The sequence below is a fragment of the Pseudomonas sp. Xaverov 259 genome (assembly GCF_019352915.1).
Classification (GTDB): Bacteria; Pseudomonadota; Gammaproteobacteria; order Pseudomonadales; family Pseudomonadaceae; genus Aquipseudomonas.
The window spans coordinates 889,751-912,729 of the sequence record NZ_JAAAFV010000057.1 but is presented as its reverse complement, the minus strand read 5'-3'; the positions used below and the strand labels follow the sequence as shown (position 1 = coordinate 912,729).

The window sequence follows — 22,979 nt, the reverse complement described above, 5'->3', positions numbered from 1 at the left end:
TCTGCATCGCAGGCAAGCCAGCTCCCACACAAGCTGGTTCCCGTTTGCCGCTTACCGGCGGCGCTTCTCAATGTTGTAAACAAATGGCGCGACGATTTCGACGCTGCCGCCTTTCAGCATGTCGGCCGGTGGCTTGGGCAGTGGCTGGGCACGACGGATCATGTCCAGGGTCGCACGGTCCAGGTCGGCGTTGCCGGAGCGGCCCACCAGCTCGTAGGACAGCACATTGCCTTCGGCATCGACCACAAAGCGCAGGCGGTTCAAACCTTCCTTGCCACGCTGTTGGGCACCTGGCGGGTACTTCTTGTACTTCTGCAGGTGCGCCAGCAGAGTGCCTTCCCAGGACGCTTTCGCCGCGATCTGTTGTGGCGACGGGCCAGGAGTCGGTTGAGCCGATTTTTCAGCCGGCGCATTGTTCTGTGGCGATTCGCTCGGCGGCTCTTCGGAAGGTTTTTCCTTGGGCGGCTCGGGTTTCTTCTCCACCGGTTTGGGCGGCTGAGGTTTGGGTTTGGGTTTGACCGGCTTGGGCACCTGGATCGTTGGCTTGGGCGCCTCGGCCAGTTTCGGCAAAGGCAGCTCTTCCACGGGTGCAGGCGGCTGCGGCGGCGTGACAACCTTGGGCGGCGCCGGCGGCGGCGGTGCAGGCATTGGCGCCAGGTCGATGACCATGGCCGCCGGTGGCAACGTTACCGGGTGCGGCGCGGACCATTGGAGCGCGATGATGATCGCGACGGCATGCACGCCCAGCACGACGGCGAGGCTGGTGCCATAACGCGTCAGTTTGTGGCGCGTCGTGATCATTTCTTGGCTGCCGTCTCTAGTCCGACCAGGCCTACCTTGAGGTAGCCGGCTGCCCGCAGGGCATCCATCACGCTCATCAGGTCGCCGTAGTCCACGCCTTTGTCGGCCTGGAAGAAGATCGTCGTGTCTTTTTTACCTTGGGTCTTGGCGTCGAGCACCGGGCCCAAGGTTTCAGCTTTGACTTCTTCTTCGCCCAGGAACAGGCGTTGGTCCGCCTTGACGCTGAGGAAAATCGGCTTCTCCGGCCGCGGCGCAGGCTTGGCGCTGGACGCGGGCAGGTCGACCTTGATATCCACGGTCGCCAGCGGAGCGGCCACCATGAAGATGATCAGCAGCACGAGCATTACGTCGATAAACGGCGTGACGTTGATCTCGTGGTTCTCGACGAGCTCGTCGTCGCCTTGATTCAAATGCAGGCCCATGGCCGATTACCCCACTTTCACCATGTGCGGTTGCGAGCTGCGCTCGGTAGGCAGGTGATCGAGGTCGCGGCTCACCAGCAGCAGGACTTCTGCCGACGCGTCCGATACCTGGGCCTTGTAGCCGGCAATCGAACGGGCGAAAACGTTGTAGATCACCACCGCAGGGATTGCTGCAACCAGGCCCAGGGCGGTTGCCAGCAGGGCTTCGGCAATGCCGGGAGCGACGACGGCGAGGTTGGTGGTCTGGGTTTTGGCGATGCCGATGAAGCTGTTCATGATGCCCCACACGGTGCCGAACAGGCCGACAAACGGTGCGGTGGAACCGATGGTAGCCAGCACGCCGGTGCCGCTGCTCATGTTACGGCCACAGGCTGCAACCAGGCGCTCGAGGCGGAAGCTGACGCGTTCCTTGATGCCTTCTTTTTCGCGGGTATTGACCGACAGGCGCATTTCTTCCAGCGCGTCGTGTACCAGCAGGTTGGCCAGGGTGCCCTTCTTGGTCGCGGTGTCGCTGGCTTCCTTGAGGGTGGTGGCTTTTTTCAGGTGGACGATCTCAGTACGCAGGCGGCGCTTGGCGCCCAGCAGCTCGAAGCCCTTGGCGATCCAGATGGTCCAGGTGATGATCGAGGCGATGGCCAGGCCGATCATCACGGCTTTTACCACCACGTCAGCGTTCTGGTACATGCCCCACGGCGACAGGTCGTGGGCCATGCCCAGGCTGTTGTCTTCTTCCAGCACTACACCGGTTTCGTCGGCCGGTGCGACGTCGCCTGCAGCCTGGGCCGGGTCGGTGGCAACCGGCGCAGCAACAGGAGCGGCTGGCGTGGCGCCAGTGTGCTCGGCAGCAGCCGGTGCAGCTGGGGCGGTGGCATCAGCGAAGGCGGCGGTCGGTGCCAGCAGTACGCTGAACAGCAGCGCAGCAATCGCACGCCAGGCGCGGGAAGGGCTGTGAAGCTTGGTTGGCGAAGCGGGGTTTGTATTACGTGTCATGCTGGCCGGACCTGAGAGAAAAAAATGAGTGATCGTCCTGCCAGACCCTTGGGGGTCGAGGACAAATGGGCGGTTATTATTGCAAGTAATTCTTGTTAACAGAAGTAATACAGTAACTTTATTTGTGCTTTTTCTGGCCGCTCGTCATCTGCGAAGGCTAATCTAGACCTTTGAGAACGGAGTTTTATGATGTCTGCGCCTTCTGTTGTGATTGCCGGTTGCGGCGATGTGGGTAGTCGGCTGGCTAGCCAATTACTCGCCGCGAATTGGGAGGTTCATGGCCTGCGCCGTGATATTTCAAAGCTTCCCGATGGCGTGATCGGCATTGCCGGCGACCTGTTTAAAAAGGATTGCCCTGACACCTGGCCGATCGGTGGGGTGGATTACCTGGTGTATTGCGCAGCCGCCACCGACCACGATGAGGCCGGTTATCGAGCAGCGTATGTGCAAGGGTTGCAGCATGTGTTGGAGTGGCTGAGTGATTACGGCCAGGAGCCCAAGCACCTGCTGTTTGTTTCCAGCAGCAGTGTTTATGGCCAGCAGAACGGCGAATGGGTCGACGAAACGTCTGATACCAAGGCGACGGGCTATTCCGGCCAGGTCATGCTGGAAGCCGAGCAGGTGGCCCTCAATAGCGGCATCCCGGCGAGCATCGTGCGCTTGACCGGTATTTACGGCCCCGGTCGTGAATGGTTGCTGACCCAAGTGCGTCAAGGCTATCGCGTGGCAATCGATCCGCCTTTATATGGCAACCGGATTCACGCGGATGATGCGGCGGGTTTGCTGGCCTTTTTGCTGCGTCGTGTAGAGCAGGGCGGCTCGCTGGGCAAGGTCTACATCGGCGTCGACGACGCCCCGGCGCCATTGGCCGAGGTGGTCGGTTGGTTGCGTGAATACCTGGGCGTAACGGACTGGGCGGATGACGCCAGCGTACGGCGTGCGGGCAGTAAGCAGTGCAGTAATGCCCGGGCGAAGGCGTTGGGTTGGGTGCCGACCTACCCGAGTTATCGCGAAGGGTATGCGGCGATATTGAAAGGCTGAAACTCGGTCAAAAATGTGGTAGCGGGCTTGCTCGCGAATGCGGTGAATCAGTCGATGAATATGCTGGCTGACACACCGTATTCGCGAGCAAGCCCGCTCCCACATTGAGATATGTATTTTGCTGTTATTTCTTCTCAAGCAGCCATTGGCGCGGGCCGGGCGTGAACTGCGGCACCTCGTCAGCCAGGGCGGTGTTGATCGCTTGGTATATCGCCAACTGCTTGCCCTTGCGCGTGAAGATCCACGGGTTGCCCTGGCCATTCAGTTGCAGCCAGATGCTGTCATAGCCGCCGCTCATGGAGGCGCAGTCGCCCGCCAGGCACAGTGAGTAGCGGTCGACGCCTGGCAGGCCGGCGACCTTGCCGTCGGCCTGGAACTGCACCGTGGCGCCATCGCCGGTGCCGTCGGTAATCTTCCAGTCGCCGCCCATATAGGCTGCATACAGTGCCCGTTCGAAGTTGGCACCCAGTGGCGCGCCTTCCGGGGCGGGATCCTTGGCACGGGCGAACAACTGCTCGGGCTCGTTGTCGTTGGCCACTTGCAGCAGTTGTTTGCCTTTGCGCTTGAGTTCGGTGGCGGAGCTGCCGTAGAACTCGACGCTCCAGGCGCCGGATTTATCGCCGAGCAACTTGCCTTCGGCGACTTCAAAACCGTTGTAGTAGCGCGCCTGCAAAGCCTTGGTGTTGACCTCCCATTCGAGGTTCGGGCCAAAACTCTGCAACGCTTCACGCAAAGGGCCGCCCTTGGCTGCCGCGTTGATGGCGGCCTGGTTGATCCAGGTGCCGCTTACATCCAGGTCGGCGGGGTTGCTGGCGCAGCCGCCGAGCAACAGGGCGAGCAACGAAGTGGCTACAAGCGCTTTGCGCATCATGAAATCCTTCTGAAACGAAGTCGGCGCAACCTGTTGAGGCTGCGCCGGGTGTTTTACTCGATGACCAGAATTGCGTCCATCTCGACCTGTGCGCCCTTTGGCAGGGCGGCAACGCCGATGGCGGCGCGGGCTGGGTACGGCTGTTCGAAGTACTTGCCCATGATCTCGTTGACCTTGGCGAAGTGGCTCAGGTCGGTGAGGAAGATGTTCAGCTTGACGATGTCCTTGAACGAACCACCGGCGGCTTCGGCTACGGATTTCAGGTTTTCGAAGACTTGTACGGTTTGTGCTTCGAAGCCTTCAACCAGTTCCATGGTCTTTGGGTCCAGCGGGATCTGGCCGGACATGTAGACGGTGTTGCCGGCTTTGATCGCCTGGGAGTAAGTGCCAATGGCGGCCGGGGCTTTGTCGCTGGTGATAACAGTCTTGGTCATGAGTTGCTCCTTGTAAGAGAGGGGCTATGCACGCATGCGGGTGATGCGGATCACTCCGGTCAGGGCGCGCAGTTTCTTGATCACGCGGGCCAGGTGCACACGGTCGTGGACGCTGACCACCAGCTGGACCACGCTGATGCGGCCATCGCGTTCATCCATGCTGATTTTTTCGATATTGCCGTCGGCCGCGTTGACGCTGCTGGCCAGCAAGGCGATCAGGCCACGCTGATGTTCCAGCTCTACCCGCAGCTCGACGTTGAATTCGCCGGTCACGTCCTTGGCCCAGGAAAGCTGGATGCATTTTTCCGGGTTGTGGCGGATTTCGGTGATATTGCGGCAGTTGTCCAGGTGCACCACCATGCCTTTGCCCGCCGACAAGTGCCCGACAATCGGGTCGCCCGGGATCGGCGTACAGCACTTGGCATAGCTGAGTACCAGGCCTTCGGTACCGCGAATCGCCAGCGGGCCTTCCGGGCTTGGCAACTGCTCGCCTTCGCCGAGCAAGCGGCGAGCTACGACGTAGGCCATGCGGTTGCCCAGGCCGATATCTTCGAGCAGGTCTTCGATGGTTTCCTGGCGGTACTCATGGAGCATCGCTTGCACGCGCTCTGCCGGGGTCTTGTCCAGGGCGCTGTCGAAACCGTTGAGGACCTTGTTCAGCAGGCGTTCGCCGAGGCTGATGGATTCGGAGCGGCGTTGCAACTTCAGGGCGTGGCGGATATGTGTCCGCGCTTTGCCGGTCACCACGAAGTTGAGCCAGGCCGGGTTCGGGCGCGCGCCTGGTGCACTGACAATCTCGACCGTGGAGCCGCTTTGCAGCGGTTCGGACAGCGGCGCGAGACGACGGTTGATCCGGCAGGCGATGCAGCTGTTACCGACGTCGGTGTGCACCGCGTAGGCAAAGTCGACCGCCGTGGAGCCTTTGGGCAGCTCCATGATTCGGCCTTTGGGCGTGAACACGTAGACCTCGTCCGGAAACAGGTCGATCTTCACGCTTTCGATAAATTCCAGGGAGTTGCCAGCACGTTGCTGCATTTCCAGCACGCCTTTGACCCACTGGCGAGCACGGGCGTGCGTGCCTTTTGGCTGTTCGTCGCCGCTGGACTTGTATAGCCAGTGGGCGGCGATGCCGTTGTTGGCCATTTCTTCCATTTCCCGCGTACGGATCTGGATCTCGATCGGCACCCCGTGCATACCGAACAGCGTGGTATGCAGCGACTGATAGCCGTTGGCCTTGGGAATGGCGATGTAGTCCTTGAAGCGGCCCGGCAGGGGTTTGTACAAATTATGTACAGCGCCCAGCACGCGGTAGCAGGTGTCTACCTTGTCGACGATGATCCGGAACGCGTACACGTCCATGATCTCGTTGAAGGCCCGGCGCTTGCCGCGCATCTTCTTGTAGATGCCGTAGATGTGTTTTTGCCGGCCGCTGACTTCGCCTTCAATCTCGTCGATCGCCAGGCAGTGGCTCAGCGACTCTTCGATCTTGTTGACGATTTCCTTGCGGTTGCCGCGTGCGCGCTTGACTGCCTGGTAGATGCGCGCCGAGCGCATTGGGTGCATGGCCTTGAAACCGAGGTCTTCGAATTCGATACGAATGGCATGCATGCCCAGCCGGTTGGCGATGGGCGCGTAGATTTCCAGGGTTTCCTTGGCGATGCGCCGGCGTTTTTCGCCGGACAGCACTTCCAGCGTGCGCATGTTGTGCAGGCGGTCGGCCAGCTTGACCAGAATCACACGGATATCCCGTGCCATGGCCATGGCCATTTTCTGGAAGTTTTCTGCCTGGGCTTCGGCCTTGGTCTCGAAGTTCATCTGGGTCAGCTTGCTGACCCCGTCGACCAGTTCGGCCACGGTTTCGCCAAATTGGGCGCTGAGCGCTTCCTTGGCGATGCCGGTGTCTTCGATCACGTCATGCAGCATCGCGGCCATCAGGCTCTGATGGTCCATGTGCATGTCGGCAAGAATATTGGCCACCGCAAGAGGATGCGTGACATACGCCTCACCGCTTCGGCGGCGTTGGCCGTCGTGGGCTTGTTCGGCGTAGAAATACGCTCGGCGGACCAGGTTGACCTGGTCTGGGCCGAGGTAGGCCGATAAGCGATCGGCGAGGGCGTCTATGCTCGGCAAAGTATGAACTCCTGCCGTTGGCTGTGACCCCGCGCCGTGCTACGTCGACCAGGCATAGGCTTAGACGGCCTCGTTGGACTCGTCCTCGAACGCTGCAAACAGCGGTTCGTCTTCAACGATTTCAGCGTTGGCGATGAACTCGTAGCTCATCAGGCCTTCAGCGATTTCACGCAGGGCTACAACGGTAGGCTTGTCGTTTTCCCACTGGACCAGAGGCTCTTTGCCGCCGGTGGCCAGTTGACGGGCACGCTTGGTAGAGAGCATGACCAGCTCAAAGCGGTTATCCACGTGTTCTAGGCAGTCTTCAACGGTTACGCGGGCCATGGTATTCCTCGGAGCGAATGCAAGATGCGCGCTGCCCGGTTGGGCGAGCGGACTAAACAGTTTAAAAAATCACCAGCGTTTAGGGAAGCGCTGATTTTCCCCGTGCCCTCGCTAAACCGCTACAAGTGCCAATGTAAAGCCCTTGCAGCGGTTTTGGGAAGAGCCAATCAACCGAGCAGTTCAGCCAGTAATTTGCCAAAACGCTGCTGTTGACGCTTTTGCTGGAGCTGATTGGTGCGGAAAATAGCCTTCAAATCATCCAGGGCGTGGGCAAAATCGTCGTTGATGATCAGGTAGTCGTAGTCGACGTAGTGGCTCATTTCGCTGACAGCTTTGCGCATGCGGCCTTCGATGATCTCGTCGCTGTCCTGGCCACGGTTGGTCAGGCGCTGGTGCAACGCCTCCAAGGACGGCGGCAGAATGAAGATCGAGCGCGCATTGGGCATCAGTTGGCGCACTTGCTCGGCACCTTGCCAGTCGATTTCCAGGATCAGGTCGTGGCCTTCGTCCAGCGTCTGCTGCAGATGGCTCCGCGACGTGCCATAGAGGTTGTCGTAGACTTCGGCGCGTTCCAGGAAGTCGCCGTGTTCGATCATCTTGACGAACTCAGTATGCTCGACGAAGTGATAGTGCACGCCGTTCACGTCACCTGGACGCATGGCCCGGGTGGTGTGCGAGACCGAAATGCGGATCTGCTCGTCAGCGTCGGTCAGGGCTTTGACCAAACTGCTCTTGCCCGCGCCCGAAGGGGCGGAAATGATGTAAAGGGTGCCGGTGCTGTGGGTCATGGAATTTGCCTTACTCAATATTCTGTACTTGTTCGCGCATCTGCTCGATCAACACTTTGAGGTTGACCGCAGCCGTGGTGCTGCGCGGATCAAAGGCCTTGGACCCCAGTGTATTGGCTTCGCGGTTGAGTTCCTGCATCAGGAAGTCCAGGCGCCGACCGGCGGCACCGGCGGACTTGAGCACGCGGCGCACTTCAAGGATGTGGGTGCTCAGGCGGTCGAGTTCTTCGGCTACGTCGCTTTTTTGCGCCAGCAACACCATTTCCTGCTCCAGGCGCACGGGGTCGAGGTCGGCCTTCATGTCGGTGAAGCGGTCCAGGACCTTTTGGCGCTGGGTAGCAAGCATCTGCGGCACCAGCTCGCGCAGGGTGACCACGTCTTCTTCGATCGAGGTCAGGCGCTCGCTGATCAGGCGGGCCAGTTCGGCGCCTTCGCGCTCGCGGCCGGCCTTGAGCTCCTTCAAACCCTGGGTAAACAGGGCGAGGGCTTCGGCATTGAGGGCTTGCGGGTCGGTGGCATCGGCCACCAGTACGCCGGGCCAGGCCAGCACTTCCAGCGGGTTCAACGCGGCCGGCTGCTTGATCAGGCCGGCGATGGTTTCGGCGGCGGCTACCAGTTGCGCGGCGCGGTCACGGTCGACCTGCAGCGGTTTGCCGGTGGTTTCTTCGGTAAAACGCAGGGTGCATTCCAGCTTGCCCCGCGAGATGCCCTGGCGCAACGCTTCACGCACCGCGCCTTCGAGGTCGCGGAACGATTCCGGCAGGCGCAGGTGCGGCTCCAGGTAACGGCTGTTGACCGAGCGCAGCTCCCAGCTCAGGGTGCCCTGGGCGCCGGCTTTTTCGACGCGGGCGAAGGCGGTCATGCTGTGCACCATGGAAGTACCTCGCGATGCAGTCCCGCAAATACGGGCTGATAAGTAAGTTGGAGCCGACAGGCTGCGAAGGCGCAGGATTGTAGCGCAGTGGGGCGAGCGCGCCCAAACAATGGGCAATAGTCTGAACATTCGTAACCGAATTTTTTAGAAGTGCCCCGAAACGGTTCGCGGCTCTATAATGCTCGGCAGTTTTTCGTCCTTCGTACAGGTATCCCCTATGAAACGTCCAAGTGGTCGCGCTGCCGATCAGCTCCGCTCGATCCGCATTACCCGCAACTACACCAAACACGCCGAGGGATCTGTACTGGTCGAGTTTGGCGATACCAAAGTGATTTGCACCGTCAGCGTCGAAAACGGCGTGCCGCGTTTCCTCAAGGGCCAGGGCCAGGGTTGGTTGACTGCCGAGTACGGCATGCTGCCGCGCGCTACCGGTGAGCGTAACCAGCGTGAGGCCAGCCGTGGCAAGCAAGGCGGCCGCACCCTGGAAATCCAGCGCCTTATCGGCCGCTCGCTGCGCGCAGCCCTGGACATGTCCAAGCTGGGCGACGTGACCCTGTACGTCGATTGCGACGTCATCCAGGCTGACGGTGGCACCCGCACCGCCTCCATCACCGGCGCCATGGTGGCCTTGGTGGATGCGCTTAAAGTGATCAAGAAGCGCGGCGGCCTCAAAGGCGGCGACCCGCTCAAGCAGATGATCGCCGCGGTGTCGGTAGGCATGTATCAAGGCGAGCCTGTGCTGGACCTGGACTACCTGGAAGACTCGGCCGCCGAGACCGACCTGAACGTGGTGATGACCAGCACCGGTGGTTTCATCGAAGTGCAGGGCACCGCCGAAGGCGCGCCATTCCAGCCAGCCGACCTGAACGCCATGCTCGCCCTGGCCCAGAAAGGCATGACCGAAATCTTCGAACTGCAGAACGCCGCACTGGCCGACTGAGCCCGCCTCAAGGAGAAGCGCCATGAATGACAGCCAAATGCCGGTGCCTACGCCTTCCTACGAAGTGCGCCAGGGGGCCATGTTGTGTCATCTCTCGGCGTTTCTGGGGTTTGTGTTCCCCTTCGGCAGTGTCGTGGGGCCACTGATCCTGTGGCAGATGAAGAAGGAAGTGGACCCGTTCATTGACGATCAGGGCAAGGAAGCCCTGAACTTCCAGATCACCGTGGCCATCGCCTGGATGGCGTGCATCGTGCTGGCGTTCGCAGTTATCGGGTTTTTCCTGATGTTTGCCCTGGCGATTGCCACGGTGGTGCTGACGATCATCGGCAGCATCAAGGCCAACAAGGGGATAGCCTATCGCTACCCACTGACCTGGCGAGTGGTCAAATAATGAACAGGCACAAAAAAACCGACAGCGATGTCGGTTTTTTTGTGCCTGGAAAAAGACCTTAGATGGTCAATGTCCAGTCGTAGTCCACGATCAGCGGCGCGTGCTGCGAAAAGCGCGGTTGACGCGGCAAGCGTGCGCTGCGGACAAACCGGCGCAGGCCGGGGGTCAGCAACTGGTAGTCGAAACGCCAGCCCAGGTTGAGCATCTCAGCCTGTTCGTTATCCGGCCACCAGCTGTACTGGTCGCCTTCACGGCTGACTTCGCGCAGGGCATCCACATAACCCATGTTGCCGACAATCTCGTCCATCCAGGCCCGTTCCGGCGCCAGGAAGCCCGGTGATTGCTGGCTGTCGCGCCAGTTCTTGATATCCAGCTTCTGTTGCGCCACGTACAGCGAGCCACAGTAAATGTACTCGCGACGTTTGCGTCGCTGTTTATCCAGGTAACGGGCGAAATCGTCCATTAGCTTGAACTTCTGGTTCAAGTCTTCATCGCCGTTCTGCCCCGAAGGGAGCAGCAAGGTCGCGATGCTGACCTTGTCGAAATCGGCTTGCAGGTAGCGCCCGTAGCGGTCGGCTGTCTCGAAGCCGAGGCCGCTGATGACCGCCTTGGGTTGCAACCGTGAGTACAGAGCCACGCCACCTTGGGCAGGGACTTCGGCATCACAGGCATAAAGGAAGTAGCCATCCAGTTGGAAGGCTGGGTCGTCCAGTTCAAAGGCGGAGGCGCGGGTGTCCTGCAGGCAGATGACGTCGGCATTCTGTGCTTGCAGCCAACTGAGCAAACCACGCTCGACTGCAGCCTGAATACCATTGACGTTCACACTGATGATCCGCATAAATGGCCCCAAAAATCGCGTGCGTGTATGATACACGCCGTCTACCTAATTAGCTAAATCCGTGGTATCTGAGGCTTTTTTCATGCAGGCGTATCAACGCGATTTCATTCGTTTTGCCATCGATCGCGGCGTTTTACGCTTCGGTGAGTTCACGTTGAAGTCTGGGCGCACCAGCCCTTACTTCTTCAATGCAGGCTTGTTCAACTCGGGTTCGGCCCTGGCTCAGCTGGGTCGTTTCTACGCGGCAGCCATCGTTGACAGCGGTATTTCCTTCGACGTGCTGTTCGGCCCAGCCTATAAGGGCATCCCTTTGGCGGCCGCGACCGCCGTGGCCCTGGCTGAACATCATGAGCTGGATTTGCCATGGTGCTTCAACCGCAAAGAGGCCAAGGCTCACGGCGAAGGCGGCAGCCTGGTCGGTGCTCCGCTCCAGGGCGACGTGCTGATCATCGACGATGTGATCACCGCCGGCACCGCCATCCGTGAAGTGATGCAGATCATCGCCTCCCAGGAAGGCGCCAAGGCCGCCGGCGTGCTGATCGCGCTGAACCGCCAGGAGCGCGGCAACGGTGAGTTGTCGGCAATCCAGGAAGTGGAGCGTGATTTCGGTATTCCGGTGGTGAGCATCGTGTCGCTGAACCAGGTGCTGCAATACCTGGAAGATGATGCGCAGCTCAAGCAGCATTTGCCGGCGGTGCGTGCGTACCGCGAGCAGTTCGGCGTCTGACACCGAACCCATGTGGGAGCGGGCTTGCCCGCGATAGCGGTGTGTCAGGCGGTGCAGTTCTTGAATGTGCCGCCGTCATCGCAGGCAAGCCAGCTCCCACATTGGAACTGTGCAAACAAAAGGCCCCGCTCAATGTGATTGAGCGGGGCCTTTTGTTTTTGCCGTTTAAGGCCGCTTGCGGTTACTGATCAGCGTGCCCACACCGGTATCGGTGAAGATTTCCAGCAAAATCGCGTTCGGTACGCGGCCATCCAGGATCAGCGAGCTGCCCACGCCGCCTTGCACGGCTTCCAGTGCGCAACGGATTTTGGGCAGCATGCCGCCGTAAATGGTGCCATCGGCGATCAGTTCGTCCACTTGTTGAGTGGTCAAGCCGGTCAACACCTTGCCTTCCTTGTCCATCAGGCCGGCGATGTTGGTCAGCAGCATCAGCTTCTCAGCCTTCAGCGCTTCAGCTACTTTGCCGGCCACCAGGTCGGCGTTGATGTTGTAGGACTCACCGTTGGCGCCCACGCCGATTGGCGCGATCACCGGGATGAAATCGCCCTTGACCAGCAGGTTGAGCAAGTCGGTGTTGATGCCGATCACTTCGCCTACCTGGCCGATGTCGATGATTTCTGGAGTGGTCATCTCCGGTGTCATTCGCGTTACGGTCAGTTTCTTGGCCCTGATCAGTTCGGCATCTTTGCCGGTCAGGCCAATCGCGCTGCCGCCGTGGCTATTGATCAAGTTGACAATGCTTTTGTTGACTTGACCGCCCAACACCATTTCGACCACGTCCATGGTTTGTGCATCGGTCACGCGCATGCCATCAATGAAGTGACTCTCGATGGACAGACGCTTGAGCAGGTCGCCGATTTGCGGCCCACCACCATGCACCACCACCGGGTTGATGCCCACTGCTTTCATCAGCACGACATTGCGCGCGAAGCCATTTTTCAGCTCTTCGTTCTCCATGGCATTGCCGCCGTACTTGATCACCAGCGTCTTGCCGACGTAGCGTCGAATGTAAGGCAACGCTTCGGACAGGACCTTGGCAGTATTGGCAGCGGCTTCGCGTTCGAGGGTCATTCAGGGCTCCGGTAAAAAATCAGAACGGTAATTGGAGATCAGGGGCAACACGTTTCAACTGGGCGTGGAACACGTCCTTGATGCGCTGCAACTCAGCCTCGGTATCCGCCTCGAAGCGCAGGACCAGCACCGGAGTGGTGTTGGACGCGCGAACCAGGCCCCAGCCTTTGGCGTAATCGACTCGCACACCATCAATGGTGGTCAGGTTGGCGCCTTCGCCCCATTGCGCATCGTGCAGTGCGTCAATGATGCTGAATTTGCTCTCCTCGGTCACATGTATATTGATCTCTGGCGTAGAAATATCATTCGGGAAGGTCTGAAACAGCTCCTGCGCCGTGGATTTTTCCTTACTGAGGATCTCCAGCAGGCGGGCGGCGCTGTAAATACCGTCGTCAAACCCAAACCAGCGCTCTTTGAAAAATACGTGGCCACTCATTTCACCGGCCAACAGCGCGCCGGTTTCCTTCATTTTCTTTTTGATCAACGAATGACCGGTCTTCCACATTAGCGGGCGACCGCCGTATTCCTTGATCAGCGGCGTGAGGCGTCGGGTGCACTTCACGTCGAAGATGATTTCGGCGTTGGCGTTGCGCGCCACCACATCACGGGCAAACAGCATCAGCAGGCGGTCGGCGAACACGTTTTCGCCAGTGTTGGTCACAACCCCAACACGGTCGCCATCACCATCGAAGGCCAGGCCCACGTCGGCGCCGGTTTCCTTGACCTTGGCGATCAAGTCCACCAGGTTTTCCGGCTTGCCAGGGTCCGGGTGGTGGTTGGGGAAGTTGCCGTCGACGTCGCAGAACAGCGGGATCACTTCACAGTTGAGGGCTTCGAGCAGTTGCGGAGCGATCACGCCGGCCGCGCCGTTGCCGCAGTCCACCACCACTTTCAGGCGACGGGCGAGTTTAACGTCGCCGGTGATCTGGTCAGAGTAGCGTTGCAGAATGTCGACCTTGGTGACACTGCCTTTGCCGCTGGTCAGATCATTGGTCTTGAGGCGCTCGTGCAGGGCCTGGATCTGTTCGTTGGCCAAAGTGTCACCGGCGATGACGATCTTGAAACCGTTGTAGTCCGACGGGTTATGGCTGCCGGTGAGCATTACCCCGGATTTGCCAGCCAGTACGTTGGCTGCGTAGTAGAGCGCCGGTGTCGGCACCAGGCCGACGTCGCTGACGTGGCAACCGCTGTCAGCGAGGCCCTGGATCAGTTGTTCCACCAGCTCCGGGCCGGACAAGCGGCCATCGCGGCCTACCGAGACATTAGGCTCGCCCTGGGCCAGGCTCTGGGCGCCGATGGCGCGGCCGATCCAGTACGCGGTTTCGGCGGTCAGGGTCTTGGGCACCACGCCACGAATGTCGTAGGCGCGGAAGATGCTGTCGGGGAATGTCGGGGCTACTCGGGCTGCGGTACTCATCGCGGGGGTGAACTCCATCTGAAGGGGGCAAAGCTGGCCTTAAAGTGGCTGACCGGCAGGCTCAAACTGAAGGGTATGACGGTGTTTTCGGCAGAGAGTTCGTGGTGCAAAAATGCCATCGGCGTGCTGACGCTGCTTGGGAGATCGCGTAATGCATTGATTTCATTATGGAAATCTCGCTGAATAAATCCGCACATTCTTCATCCTGAATTGCCATGCGGTGGCGTCTTGCCGGACACGTGCGTCCGGCAAGGTTCAGCTTAGTCAGTGGCTGCCGGAATGCCCAAAACCACCTGCGCCGCGCTGAGTTTCGTCGAACTCCTGCACCAATTCGAAGTGTGCCTGTACCACCGGTACCAGCACCAACTGGGCGATGCGATGGCCGACAGTGATTTTGAATGCGGTGTTGCCACGGTTCCAGCACGACAACATCAATTCGCCCTGATAGTCCGAATCGATCAGGCCCACGAGGTTGCCCAGCACGATGCCGTGATTGTGGCCCAGGCTCGAGCGCGGCAGGATCAATGCTGCCAGGCCTGGGTCACCGATGTAGATCGACAGGCCGGTAGGGATGAAGATGGTCTGGCCCGGCTCCAGCACTGTGTCTTGCTTGAGCATGGCGCGCAGGTCCAGGCCGGCGGAGCCCGGCGTGGCATAGGCCGGCAGAGGAAATTCGTTACCGATGCGGGGGTCGAGGATCTTGGCTTGCAAAGCGTGCATGTAAATTAAACCTGATTCAGCCGTTGGGCGATAAATGAGATCAGCTGGCGGGCAATCTTGCCCTTGCTGGTCTGGGCGAAAAGGGTGGCGTGCAGCTCGCGGTCGATCACGCTGCAGGCGTTTTCCTCGCTGTTGAAGCCGATGCTCGGGTTGGCGACATCATTGGCAACGATCAGATCGAGGTTTTTGTCTTTCAACTTGCGTGCGGCGTAGTCCAGCAAGTGCTCGGTTTCGGCGGCGAAACCGACGCTGAACGGGCGGTCCGGGCGCGTGGCGATGGTGGCCAGGATGTCCGGGTTGCGCACCATTTGCAGGAGCAGGCCGTCGCCGCTTGTAGGGTCTTTCTTAAGCTTTTGCGGGGCGACAACTTCCGGGCGGTAGTCCGCAACCGCTGCCGAGGCGATAAACAGGTCGCAGGGAATGGCCGCTTCGCAGGCCGCCAGCATGTCGCGGGCGCTGACTACGTCGATTCGCGTGACGCGATCGGGGGTCGGCAAGTGCACCGGGCCGGTGATCAAGGTGACGCGTGCGCCTGCCTCGACCGCAGCTTCCGCCAAGGCAAAGCCCATTTTTCCTGAGCTATGGTTGGTGATGTAACGCACCGGGTCGATGTTTTCCTGGGTCGGACCGGCGGTAATCAGCACATGTTTGCCAGTGAGTGCCAGGTGTTGAAAGCACTCGGCGGCGCACAGCGCGAGGTCGGTGGCTTCGAGCATGCGGCCCATGCCCACGTCGCCACAGGCCTGGCTGCCGGACGCCGGGCCAAACACTTTGAGGCCTCGGCTTTGCAGAAGCTGGGTGTTGGCCTGGGTGGCCGGGTCGCGCCACATGGCCTGGTTCATGGCCGGTGCGATGGCGACGGTGGCGTCGGTGGCCAGTACCAGCGTGGTCAGCAGGTCATCGGCAATGCCTTGGGCCAGGCGAGCGATCAGGTCGGCGGTGGCCGGGGCGATCAACACCAGGTCGGCCCATTTGGCCAGCTCGATGTGGCCCATGGCGGCTTCGGCCGCCGGGTCCAGCAGATCCAGGTGAACCGGGTGGCCAGACAAGGCCTGCATGGTCAGCGGGGTGATGAACTCACTGCCACCACGGGTCATGACCACGCGCACTTCGGCGCCCTGGTCCAGGAGCCTGCGAACCAGTTCTGCGCTCTTGTAGGCGGCAATGCCGCCGCCGACGCCGAGAACGATGCGTTTCCGATACAGACGCTGCATTGGTTTGCCTTTCCAGTTCAGTGATGCCAGTTCAGTGACGCCTGCGATGCCCCCTCCCCAGGGGAAATCACATGCAAAAAAGAGGGCTTAAGATAACACAGCGACCGCCAGGCAACAGTGGCGTACGTGCAGAGGGAGGTGGGATGAGTATTCGCGATTGGCCTGTGGCGGAACGCCCACGGGAGAAGCTTTTGGAATGGGGCGCGGCGAGTCTTTCGGATGCCGAGTTGTTGGCGATCTTCCTGCGTACCGGGGTTTCCGGCAGAAGCGCAGTCGACCTGGCGCGCCACCTATTGGCGCAATTCGGCGGCCTGCGACCGCTGTTGGAGGCCAGCCAGACGCTGTTCAGCCAGCAGTTGGGGTTGGGGCCGGCAAAATTTGCGCAGTTGCAGGCGGTGCTGGAAATGTCCAGGCGGCATATGGCCGAACGCTTGCGTGCCGATTCGGTGCTGGAAAGCCCGCTGGCCGTGCGCGAGTACCTCAAGGCCTTGCTGCGCCACGAACCCCACGAAATATTCGGCTGCCTGTTCCTTGACTCAAAGCATCGAGTGCTGGGCTTTGAGGCGCTATTTGAGGGCACCATCGACACGGCTATCGTTTATCCGCGACAAGTGGTCAAGCGCGCCCTCGCTTATAACGCGGCGGCACTGATCCTGTGCCACAACCATCCGTCCGGCAGCGTCGAGCCGAGTGCGGCTGATCGAAAATTAACCAAAATACTGCAAAAGGCTTTGGAATCGGTGGATGTACGGGTGCTCGATCACATCATCGTGGGGGATGGCGACCCGTTGTCGATGGCGGAATACGGATGGTTGTAGCCCCGCCCATTGGGGCGGGGCGGGCACTCAAGGCTTGACGCTGACCTTGGAGAAATCCTGGCGCCCAAATGGGCTTACCTGGTAGCCGTCGATATTCTTGCGTGTCAGGGCGAACGCAGTGGGGTGCGCCAATGGCAGCCACAGGGCCTGTTGCTGAATCTGTGCCTGGGCCTGTTGGTAGAGCTTGCTGCGCACACCTTGTTCGCTGGTGGTCTTGCCGGCGCTGATCAGCTTGTCCAGGGCCGGGTCGCAATAACGGGCAAAGTTGGTGCCGGATTTTACCGCTGCGCACGAGAACTGCGGGGTGAGGAAGTTATCCGGGTCGCCGTTGTCGCCAGCCCAGCCCATGAACAACAGGTCATGTTCGCCGGCTTTGGCGCGGCGGATCAGTTCACCCCACTCGATCACGCGAATCTCGGCCTGGATGCCGACCTTGGCCAGATCCGCCTGCAACAGCTGCGCGCCGAGGTTGGGGTTGGGGTTCAGCAGGCTGCCGGTGGGGCGAGTCCAGATCGTGGTCTTGAAACCGTTCTTGAGCCCGGCGCGCTCCAGCAGCGTCTTGGCCTTGGCGATGTCCTGTGGATAACCCGGCAAGTCATTGGCGTAGCTCCAGGTATTGGGTGGGTAAATGCCATTGGCCGCTTCGGCGGTGCCTTCAAATACGGCCTTGAGGTAGCTGCCTTTGTCGAAGGCCAGGTTGATCGCCTGGCGCACTTCGGGCTTGTCCAGCGGCGGGTGCTGACTGTTGATTGCGACGAATGCGGTCATGAAGGCCGGAGTTTTTTCTACTTTGAGCGCGGGATCTTTCTCGGCTTCACCCACATCCAGTGGCTTTGGCGACAGGGCGATCTGGCATTCATCGCGGTGCAGCTTTTGCAGGCGCACGTTGGCATCCGGGGTGATGGCGAAGATCAAGTTATCCACAGCCGGCTTGCCGGCAAAGTAATCCGGGTTGGCTTTATAGCGAACCACGGCGTCTTTCTGGAACCTTACAAACACGAACGGGCCGGTGCCGATGGGCTGGCTGTTGAGTTTTTCGGGTGTGCCGGCCTTGAGCAGCTTGTCGGCGTATTCGGCCGGGTAGATCGAGGCAAAACCCATGCTCAACGCGGCGAGAAAGGTGGAGTCGGCGTGATCAAGGGTAAAACGCACGGTCAGCGGGTCGAGGGCGTCGATTTTCTTGACCAGTGTGGGCAATTGCAGCGACTGCGCATGCGGGAAGCCGCTCTGGGCGATCTTGTGCCATGGGTTGGCCGGGTCAAGCATGCGTTCAAAACTGAAGCGCACGTCTTCGGCAGTCAGGGTGCGGCTCGGGGTGAAATACTCGGTGCGATGGAATTTCACGTCCGGGTGCAGCTTGAAGGTGTACACCAGGCCATCGGGCGACACTTCCCAACTGTCCGCCAGGCTCGGCACCAGCTTGCCGGCGGTGGCGTCGTAGTCCACCAGGCGGTTCATCAGCACGTCGGCCGAGGCATTGGTGGTGGTCAGCGAGTTGTACTGCACCACATCGAACCCTTCGGGGCTGGCCTCGGTGCAAACGCTCAGATTGGTGGCCGCAGAGGCCAGCGGCGCGATGAATAGAGGGGCGAGCAATAGCGGTAGGGCAGCGAGGCGCATATTCGGTTTCCTTTGCAGATCGAAGGCCCATCTGCGAGTGCAGTCTGGAAAAAGCCTACCGTAGTGGTCTGATTGATAAATGACTAGCCCATTTTTGCCTGTGCTTTTGGTGCAAATGCTGTTTTGATGGCGCCTCAGCGCGTTTGGCCTTGCACTTTTGTGTGCCGACAAACGCGGTAAATCATTCTGTGCGACGAGTGGTCGGCTGTTACAGCGGCCCCTCCTGGCAACGGTTCGGGCGTCTATTGCCAAGATTTACGCCGGTAAAAACACACGGGCTGTTGTTGCATTGGGGTCTTTCTGGTATAAAGCAGCGCTCTTTTCTAGGGGCCCGGTTCCTTCACTGTAGGTGTAGCCGGTAAGACCCTTAAAGAAACGCGGCGCCTGGCGCCAAATGACTGAGAGATTAAGCGGCCAACCCATGCCGGGTTGGGCATGTGGTTTTAGAGGGCTGAGGCATGTCGAGAGTCTGTCAAGTTACCGGTAAGGGTCCGGTGACTGGGAATAACATTTCCCACGCAAATAACAAAACCCGTCGTCGTTTCCTGCCGAACCTGCAGCATCACCGCTTCTGGGTTGAAGAAGAGAAACGTTTTGTTCGCCTGCGTGTATCTGCCAAAGGCATGCGTATCATCGACAAGCGCGGCATCACTGTCGTGCTGGCCGAAATCCGCGCCGCCGGCAAGATCTAAGGAGCTCTATCATGCGTGAATTGATTCGAATGATCTCTAGCGCCGGTACTGGTCACTTCTACACTACCGACAAGAACAAGCGTACTACCCCGGACAAGCTCGAAAAGAAAATGTTCGACCCGCGCGTTCGCAAGCACGTGATCTACAAAGAAGGCAAAATCAAGTAATTGATTTTCTTCCTTGTGAAAAAAAGCCCGTCTCTCACGAGACGGGCTTTTTTTTGCCTGGAATGATCGTTCCCACGCTCTGCGTGGTAACGCCTCCTGTGACGCTCCGCGTCACGCGTTCAAGAGCAGCCGCGGAGCGCCTTGGGCTGCATTCCCACGCGGAGCGTGGGTACGATCGCTGATCAGGCTTTCTGCTCGAACACCACGTAGATCTTGCGGCACGGCTCCAGCACTTCCCAGGTGCCGCTGAATCCGGCAGGAATCACGAAGCGGTCGCCGGCACGCAAGGTCTTGGCGTTGCCCTCGGTATCACGCAGCACCGAAACCCCCTGCACAATCTCGCAATACTCATGCTCGCTGTAATTGACCTTCCACTGCCCGACTTCGCCTTCCCACACGCCAGCGCTCATCTGGCCGCACGGGCTGTTGTAGTGGTTGTAGAGGGTTTGCTCCGGGTCGCCCTTGAGGATTTTTTCGGCGGCCGGGCGGTAGCGTTCCGGGGTGGTGTTGGCTTGGCTGAAGTCGACGATATCCTGGATGCTCATGTGCGTGTCCCGTCTGGCCTGCGGTTGGAGAGGCCAAAGTCTATGTTTATTAAAATGAACATCGCAAGGGCGTTTAGCGCTGTTATGTCAAATATATTGAAACACCCCCAGCCGCTGGTTTAGGGTGGCAGCTGCCTTGAGCCGAACAGCAGGCTGGCCGGGCAAGAATTCTTTGAGGCTGCCGGGGGACATCACCTGGCCCTTGTATTCAATAAGAGGAGGACACTCGCATGACCACCCTGACCCGTGCCGATTGGGAACAACGCGCCAAGGATCTGAAGATCGAAGGCCGCGCCTACATCAATGGTGAGTACACCGCTGCTGTTTCCGGTGACACGTTCGAATGCATCAGCCCGGTCGATGGCCGCTTGCTGGCCACCGTTGCCAGCTGTGACGCTGCCGACGCCCAGCGCGCTGTCGAGAATGCCCGCGCTACGTTCAATTCCGGTGTCTGGTCGCGCCTGGCGCCGGCCAAGCGCAAAGCCGTCATGATCCGTTTCGCCGCGCTGCTCAACGCCAATGCCGAAGAGCTGGCGCTGCTCGAAACCCTGGACATGGGCAAGCCGATCACCGACTCCCTGGAAATTGACGTGCCTGGCGCCGCCAACGCCCTGAGCTGGAGCGGCGAGGCCATCGACAAGATCTACGACGAAGTCGCCGCCACCCCGCACAATCAGTTGGGCTTGGTGACCCGCGAGCCGGTCGGCGTAGTGGGCGCCATCGTGCCGTGGAACTTCCCGCTGATGATGGCGTGCTGGAAACTCGGCCCTGCGCTGTCCACCGGTAACTCGGTGATCCTCAAACCGTCCGAAAAATCTCCACTGACTGCCATCCGCATCGCGGCCCTGGCCGTTGAAGCCGGCATCCCTAAAGGCGTGTTGAACGTGCTGCCGGGCTACGGCCACACGGTGGGCAACGCGCTGGCGCTGCATATGGACGTCGACACCCTGGTGTTCACCGGCTCCACAAAAATCGCCAAGCAACTATTGATCCGCTCCGGCGAGTCGAACATGAAGCGCGTATGGCTGGAAGCGGGCGGCAAGAGCCCGAACATCGTGTTTGCCGATGCGCCAGACCTGCAAGCCGCAGCCGAATCTGCCGCTGGCGCCATCGCCTTCAACCAGGGCGAAGTCTGCACCGCCGGCTCGCGCCTGCTGGTCGAGCGCTCCATCAAGGATAAATTCCTGCCGCTGGTGATCGAGGCGCTCAAGGGCTGGAAGCCAGGCAACCCGCTGGACCCGGCGACTAACGTCGGCGCTCTGGTGGACACCCAGCAGATGAACACCGTGCTGTCGTACATCGAAGCAGGCCACGCCGATGGCGCCAAGCTGGTGGCCGGCGGCAAGCGCACCCTGCAAGAAACCGGTGGCACCTATGTGGAACCGACGATTTTCGACGGCGTGACCAACGCCATGAAGATCGCCCAGGAAGAAATTTTCGGCCCAGTACTGTCGGTGATCACTTTCGACAGCGCCGAAGAAGCGATCGCCATCGCCAACGACACCGTTTATGGCCTGGCCGCAGCCGTATGGACCGCCGATATCTCCAAGGCACACCTGACTGCCAAGGCCTTGCGCGCCGGCAGCGTGTGGGTCAACCAGTACGACGGCGGCGACATGACCGCACCGTTTGGTGGTTTCAAACAGTCGGGTAATGGTCGCGACAAGTCGCTGCATGCGTTCGACAAGTACACCGAGCTGAAATCGACCTGGATCAAGCTGTAAGCAACACCGCAGGTCAAATGTGGGAGCCGGTTTGTGTGGGAGCTGGCTTGCCTGCGATAGCATCACCAAGGTGTAACTGACACACCGAGGTGCCTGCATCGCGGGCAAGCCCGGCTCCCACACAAGCCCGCTCCCACACTGTTTTGTATGAGCTTCAAGTTATCCACAGGAGCGTGGAAATGCGTTGGGCGACTTATTTCGCCGTGCTGGCCTCTGTCCTCAGCGTCGGCCTGGCGTTGGGCGTCAGCATGCCACTGGTGTCCCTGCGCCTCGAAGGCTGGGGCTATGGCAGCTTCGCCATTGGCGTGATGGCGGCAATGCCCGCCTTCGGTGTGCTGTTAGGGGCCAAAGTCTCCAGCCGGATGGCCTCGTGGCTGGGCACCGCCAACCTGATGCGCCTGTGCCTATGGGCCGGTGCCATCTCCATCGGCTTGCTGGCAATACTGCCCAGCTATCCGGTGTGGCTGGTGCTACGGTTGATGATCGGCGTGATCCTGACCATCGTATTTATCCTGGGTGAAAGCTGGATCAACCAGTTGGTGGTCGAGAAATGGCGTGGCCGTCTGGTGGCGTTGTACGGTTGCAGTTATGCCTTGAGCCAATTGTCGGGCCCGCTGCTGCTGGGCGTGCTGGGCACTGACCATGACTATGGCTTCTGGGTGGGCGTCGGCTTGTTGGTGGTCGCGCCGCTGCTGTTGCTGGGGCGTTCCGGCGCACCAACCGCCGAGTCCTTCAGCGTGACGTTCAGTGACCTGTGGCGTTTCTGCCTGACATTGCCAGCGATTGCCTGGGCCGTGGCCTTGTTCGCCGCGTTCGAGGCGATGATTCTGACGCTGCTGCCGGTGTATTGCCTGCAACAAGGTTTCACCGCCGAGATTGCCTTGGCGATGGTCAGCACGGTGGTGGTCGGTGATGCGCTGTTGCAATTGCCCATTGGCGCTTTGGCCGACTACCTGCCACGACGCACCTTGTTCTTGAGTTGCGCGGTGTTGCTGCTGGCCTCGAGCCTGGCGATTCCGCTGCTGCTGCATACGCAGTTGATCTGGCCGGTGTGGGTGATCTTTGGCGCGAGTGCCGGTGGGTTGTTCACCTTGTCGCTGATCCTGATCGGCGAGCGTTATCGCGACGATGCGCTGGTGCGCGCCAATGCTCACGTAGCGCAGCTGTGGGGCATCGGTTGCCTGATCGGGCCGCTGGTGGCGGGGGCGGGCAGCCAATGGATCAGCGGGCATGCGCTGCCGCTGTTGATGGCAGCCGGGGCGCTGGGTCTGGTGGTGTTGCTGCTGCGCCAAGGCGCATTCGGCGCCGCACAGCCTGCCTGAGCATTTGAAATGCAATCAATTGTGGGAGCTGGCTTGCCTGCGATAGCGGTGTGTCAGCTTGCCCAATTGACGCCTGACACTGCGCCATCGCGGGCAAG

The 22,979-nt window shown here is 60.2% G+C and carries 24 protein-coding genes and 1 pseudogene; 9 read left to right on the top strand and 16 right to left on the bottom strand.

The window, feature by feature from the left end; all coding sequences use genetic code 11:
• Window positions 1–51 precede the first annotated feature (51 nt).
• The 3 genes from K0H48_RS27085 to exbB are packed head-to-tail and all read right to left on the bottom strand — an operon-like array spanning window position 52 to window position 2,213.
• Entirely contained in the window at window positions 52–801 is a 750-nt protein-coding gene (locus tag K0H48_RS27085) for an energy transducer TonB (protein WP_219270070.1), read from the bottom strand.
• Window positions 798–1,223 carry a TonB system transport protein ExbD gene (gene exbD, locus K0H48_RS27080; RefSeq protein ID WP_003195519.1) on the bottom strand — a complete coding sequence of 142 codons (426 nt, stop codon included), beginning with the start codon at window positions 1,221–1,223 and terminating at the stop codon, window positions 798–800. Before exbD ends, K0H48_RS27085 begins: the two co-directional genes overlap by 4 nt.
• Before the next feature lie 6 nt (window positions 1,224–1,229).
• Window positions 1,230–2,213, bottom strand: a complete 984-nt coding sequence (exbB, locus tag K0H48_RS27075; protein ID WP_138813302.1) for a tonB-system energizer ExbB — start codon at window positions 2,211–2,213, stop codon at window positions 1,230–1,232.
• A 189-nt stretch (window positions 2,214–2,402) separates the two neighbouring features.
• Here exbB and K0H48_RS27070 point away from each other — a divergent pair, with 189 nt between their 5' ends.
• Window positions 2,403–3,254, top strand: coding sequence for an SDR family oxidoreductase (locus tag K0H48_RS27070; protein WP_219270068.1), 852 nt, complete (start codon window positions 2,403–2,405; stop codon window positions 3,252–3,254).
• Window positions 3,255–3,378: 124 nt separating this feature from the next.
• Here K0H48_RS27070 and K0H48_RS27065 read toward each other — a convergent pair whose 3' ends face one another.
• The 6 genes from K0H48_RS27065 to K0H48_RS27040 form a co-directional block, all read right to left on the bottom strand.
• The gene (locus K0H48_RS27065; protein ID WP_219270066.1) at window positions 3,379–4,122 is read right to left on the bottom strand and encodes a hypothetical protein; all 744 of its coding nucleotides are present in this window, start codon (window positions 4,120–4,122) and stop codon (window positions 3,379–3,381) included.
• A 56-nt stretch (window positions 4,123–4,178) separates the two neighbouring features.
• Window positions 4,179–4,559: a RidA family protein gene (locus tag K0H48_RS27060; protein WP_003176922.1), complete on the bottom strand. Its 381-nt coding sequence runs from the start codon at window positions 4,557–4,559 to the stop codon at window positions 4,179–4,181.
• Between the two features lie 24 nt (window positions 4,560–4,583).
• Entirely contained in the window at window positions 4,584–6,689 is a 2,106-nt protein-coding gene (gene spoT, locus K0H48_RS27055) for a bifunctional GTP diphosphokinase/guanosine-3',5'-bis pyrophosphate 3'-pyrophosphohydrolase (protein ID WP_219270064.1), read from the bottom strand.
• Between the two features lie 60 nt (window positions 6,690–6,749).
• The gene (gene rpoZ / locus K0H48_RS27050; protein WP_003176920.1) at window positions 6,750–7,013 is read right to left on the bottom strand and encodes a DNA-directed RNA polymerase subunit omega; all 264 of its coding nucleotides are present in this window, start codon (window positions 7,011–7,013) and stop codon (window positions 6,750–6,752) included.
• A 167-nt stretch (window positions 7,014–7,180) separates the two neighbouring features.
• The gene (gmk, locus tag K0H48_RS27045; protein WP_219270062.1) at window positions 7,181–7,801 is read right to left on the bottom strand and encodes a guanylate kinase; all 621 of its coding nucleotides are present in this window, start codon (window positions 7,799–7,801) and stop codon (window positions 7,181–7,183) included.
• A gap of 10 nt (window positions 7,802–7,811) precedes the next feature.
• Window positions 7,812–8,675 (bottom strand): YicC/YloC family endoribonuclease, encoded by an 864-nt coding sequence (locus K0H48_RS27040; RefSeq protein ID WP_219270060.1) that lies wholly within the window; start codon window positions 8,673–8,675, stop codon window positions 7,812–7,814.
• Between the two features lie 217 nt (window positions 8,676–8,892).
• Here K0H48_RS27040 and rph point away from each other — a divergent pair, with 217 nt between their 5' ends.
• Together rph and K0H48_RS27030 are read left to right on the top strand one after the other, a co-directional pair.
• A complete protein-coding gene (rph, locus tag K0H48_RS27035) occupies window positions 8,893–9,615 on the top strand; it encodes a ribonuclease PH (RefSeq protein ID WP_003213280.1) in 723 nt (240 codons plus the stop codon).
• 22 nt (window positions 9,616–9,637) lie between these two features.
• Entirely contained in the window at window positions 9,638–10,006 is a 369-nt protein-coding gene (locus tag K0H48_RS27030; protein WP_138813306.1) for a DUF4870 domain-containing protein, read from the top strand.
• Between the two features lie 58 nt (window positions 10,007–10,064).
• On the opposite strand, the gene K0H48_RS27025 is transcribed toward K0H48_RS27030, so the two are convergent.
• A complete protein-coding gene (locus K0H48_RS27025) occupies window positions 10,065–10,844 on the bottom strand; it encodes an exodeoxyribonuclease III (RefSeq protein ID WP_003176915.1) in 780 nt (259 codons plus the stop codon).
• A gap of 82 nt (window positions 10,845–10,926) precedes the next feature.
• Here K0H48_RS27025 and pyrE point away from each other — a divergent pair, with 82 nt between their 5' ends.
• Window positions 10,927–11,571 (top strand): orotate phosphoribosyltransferase, encoded by a 645-nt coding sequence (gene pyrE / locus K0H48_RS27020; RefSeq protein ID WP_219270058.1) that lies wholly within the window; start codon window positions 10,927–10,929, stop codon window positions 11,569–11,571.
• A gap of 165 nt (window positions 11,572–11,736) precedes the next feature.
• Here pyrE and argB read toward each other — a convergent pair whose 3' ends face one another.
• The 4 genes and pseudogenes from argB to coaBC form a co-directional block, all read right to left on the bottom strand.
• Window positions 11,737–12,642: an acetylglutamate kinase gene (argB, locus tag K0H48_RS27015; RefSeq protein WP_138813307.1), complete on the bottom strand. Its 906-nt coding sequence runs from the start codon at window positions 12,640–12,642 to the stop codon at window positions 11,737–11,739.
• Window positions 12,643–12,661: 19 nt separating this feature from the next.
• Window positions 12,662–14,083: pseudogene (locus tag K0H48_RS27010) on the bottom strand (phosphomannomutase/phosphoglucomutase); the annotation flags it as partial.
• Between the two features lie 240 nt (window positions 14,084–14,323).
• Window positions 14,324–14,779 (bottom strand): dUTP diphosphatase, encoded by a 456-nt coding sequence (dut, locus tag K0H48_RS27005; protein WP_219270056.1) that lies wholly within the window; start codon window positions 14,777–14,779, stop codon window positions 14,324–14,326.
• 5 nt (window positions 14,780–14,784) lie between these two features.
• Window positions 14,785–15,993, bottom strand: a complete 1,209-nt coding sequence (gene coaBC, locus K0H48_RS27000) for a bifunctional phosphopantothenoylcysteine decarboxylase/phosphopantothenate--cysteine ligase CoaBC (protein WP_015886530.1) — start codon at window positions 15,991–15,993, stop codon at window positions 14,785–14,787.
• A gap of 143 nt (window positions 15,994–16,136) precedes the next feature.
• On the opposite strand from coaBC, the gene radC reads away from it, so the two are divergent.
• On the top strand, window positions 16,137–16,811 hold the full coding sequence (gene radC / locus K0H48_RS26995; RefSeq protein ID WP_219270054.1) for a DNA repair protein RadC: 675 nt from the start codon (window positions 16,137–16,139) through the stop codon (window positions 16,809–16,811).
• Between the two features lie 27 nt (window positions 16,812–16,838).
• Here the strand turns inward: radC and K0H48_RS26990 are convergent, their stop codons facing one another.
• Window positions 16,839–18,431, bottom strand: a complete 1,593-nt coding sequence (locus K0H48_RS26990) for an ABC transporter substrate-binding protein (RefSeq protein WP_219270053.1) — start codon at window positions 18,429–18,431, stop codon at window positions 16,839–16,841.
• Window positions 18,432–18,889: 458 nt separating this feature from the next.
• Here K0H48_RS26990 and rpmB point away from each other — a divergent pair, with 458 nt between their 5' ends.
• Entirely contained in the window at window positions 18,890–19,123 is a 234-nt protein-coding gene (gene rpmB / locus K0H48_RS26985) for a 50S ribosomal protein L28 (RefSeq protein WP_003176907.1), read from the top strand.
• Window positions 19,124–19,134: 11 nt separating this feature from the next.
• Window positions 19,135–19,290, top strand: a complete 156-nt coding sequence (gene rpmG / locus K0H48_RS26980; RefSeq protein ID WP_003176906.1) for a 50S ribosomal protein L33 — start codon at window positions 19,135–19,137, stop codon at window positions 19,288–19,290.
• Between the two features lie 182 nt (window positions 19,291–19,472).
• Here rpmG and K0H48_RS26975 read toward each other — a convergent pair whose 3' ends face one another.
• Window positions 19,473–19,835, bottom strand: coding sequence for a cupin domain-containing protein (locus K0H48_RS26975; RefSeq protein WP_219270051.1), 363 nt, complete (start codon window positions 19,833–19,835; stop codon window positions 19,473–19,475).
• 230 nt (window positions 19,836–20,065) lie between these two features.
• Here K0H48_RS26975 and K0H48_RS26970 point away from each other — a divergent pair, with 230 nt between their 5' ends.
• Together K0H48_RS26970 and K0H48_RS26965 are read left to right on the top strand one after the other, a co-directional pair.
• The gene (locus K0H48_RS26970; RefSeq protein WP_219270049.1) at window positions 20,066–21,559 is read left to right on the top strand and encodes an aldehyde dehydrogenase; all 1,494 of its coding nucleotides are present in this window, start codon (window positions 20,066–20,068) and stop codon (window positions 21,557–21,559) included.
• A 179-nt stretch (window positions 21,560–21,738) separates the two neighbouring features.
• Window positions 21,739–22,881, top strand: a complete 1,143-nt coding sequence (locus tag K0H48_RS26965; RefSeq protein WP_219270047.1) for an MFS transporter — start codon at window positions 21,739–21,741, stop codon at window positions 22,879–22,881.
• Window positions 22,882–22,979 lie beyond the last annotated feature (98 nt).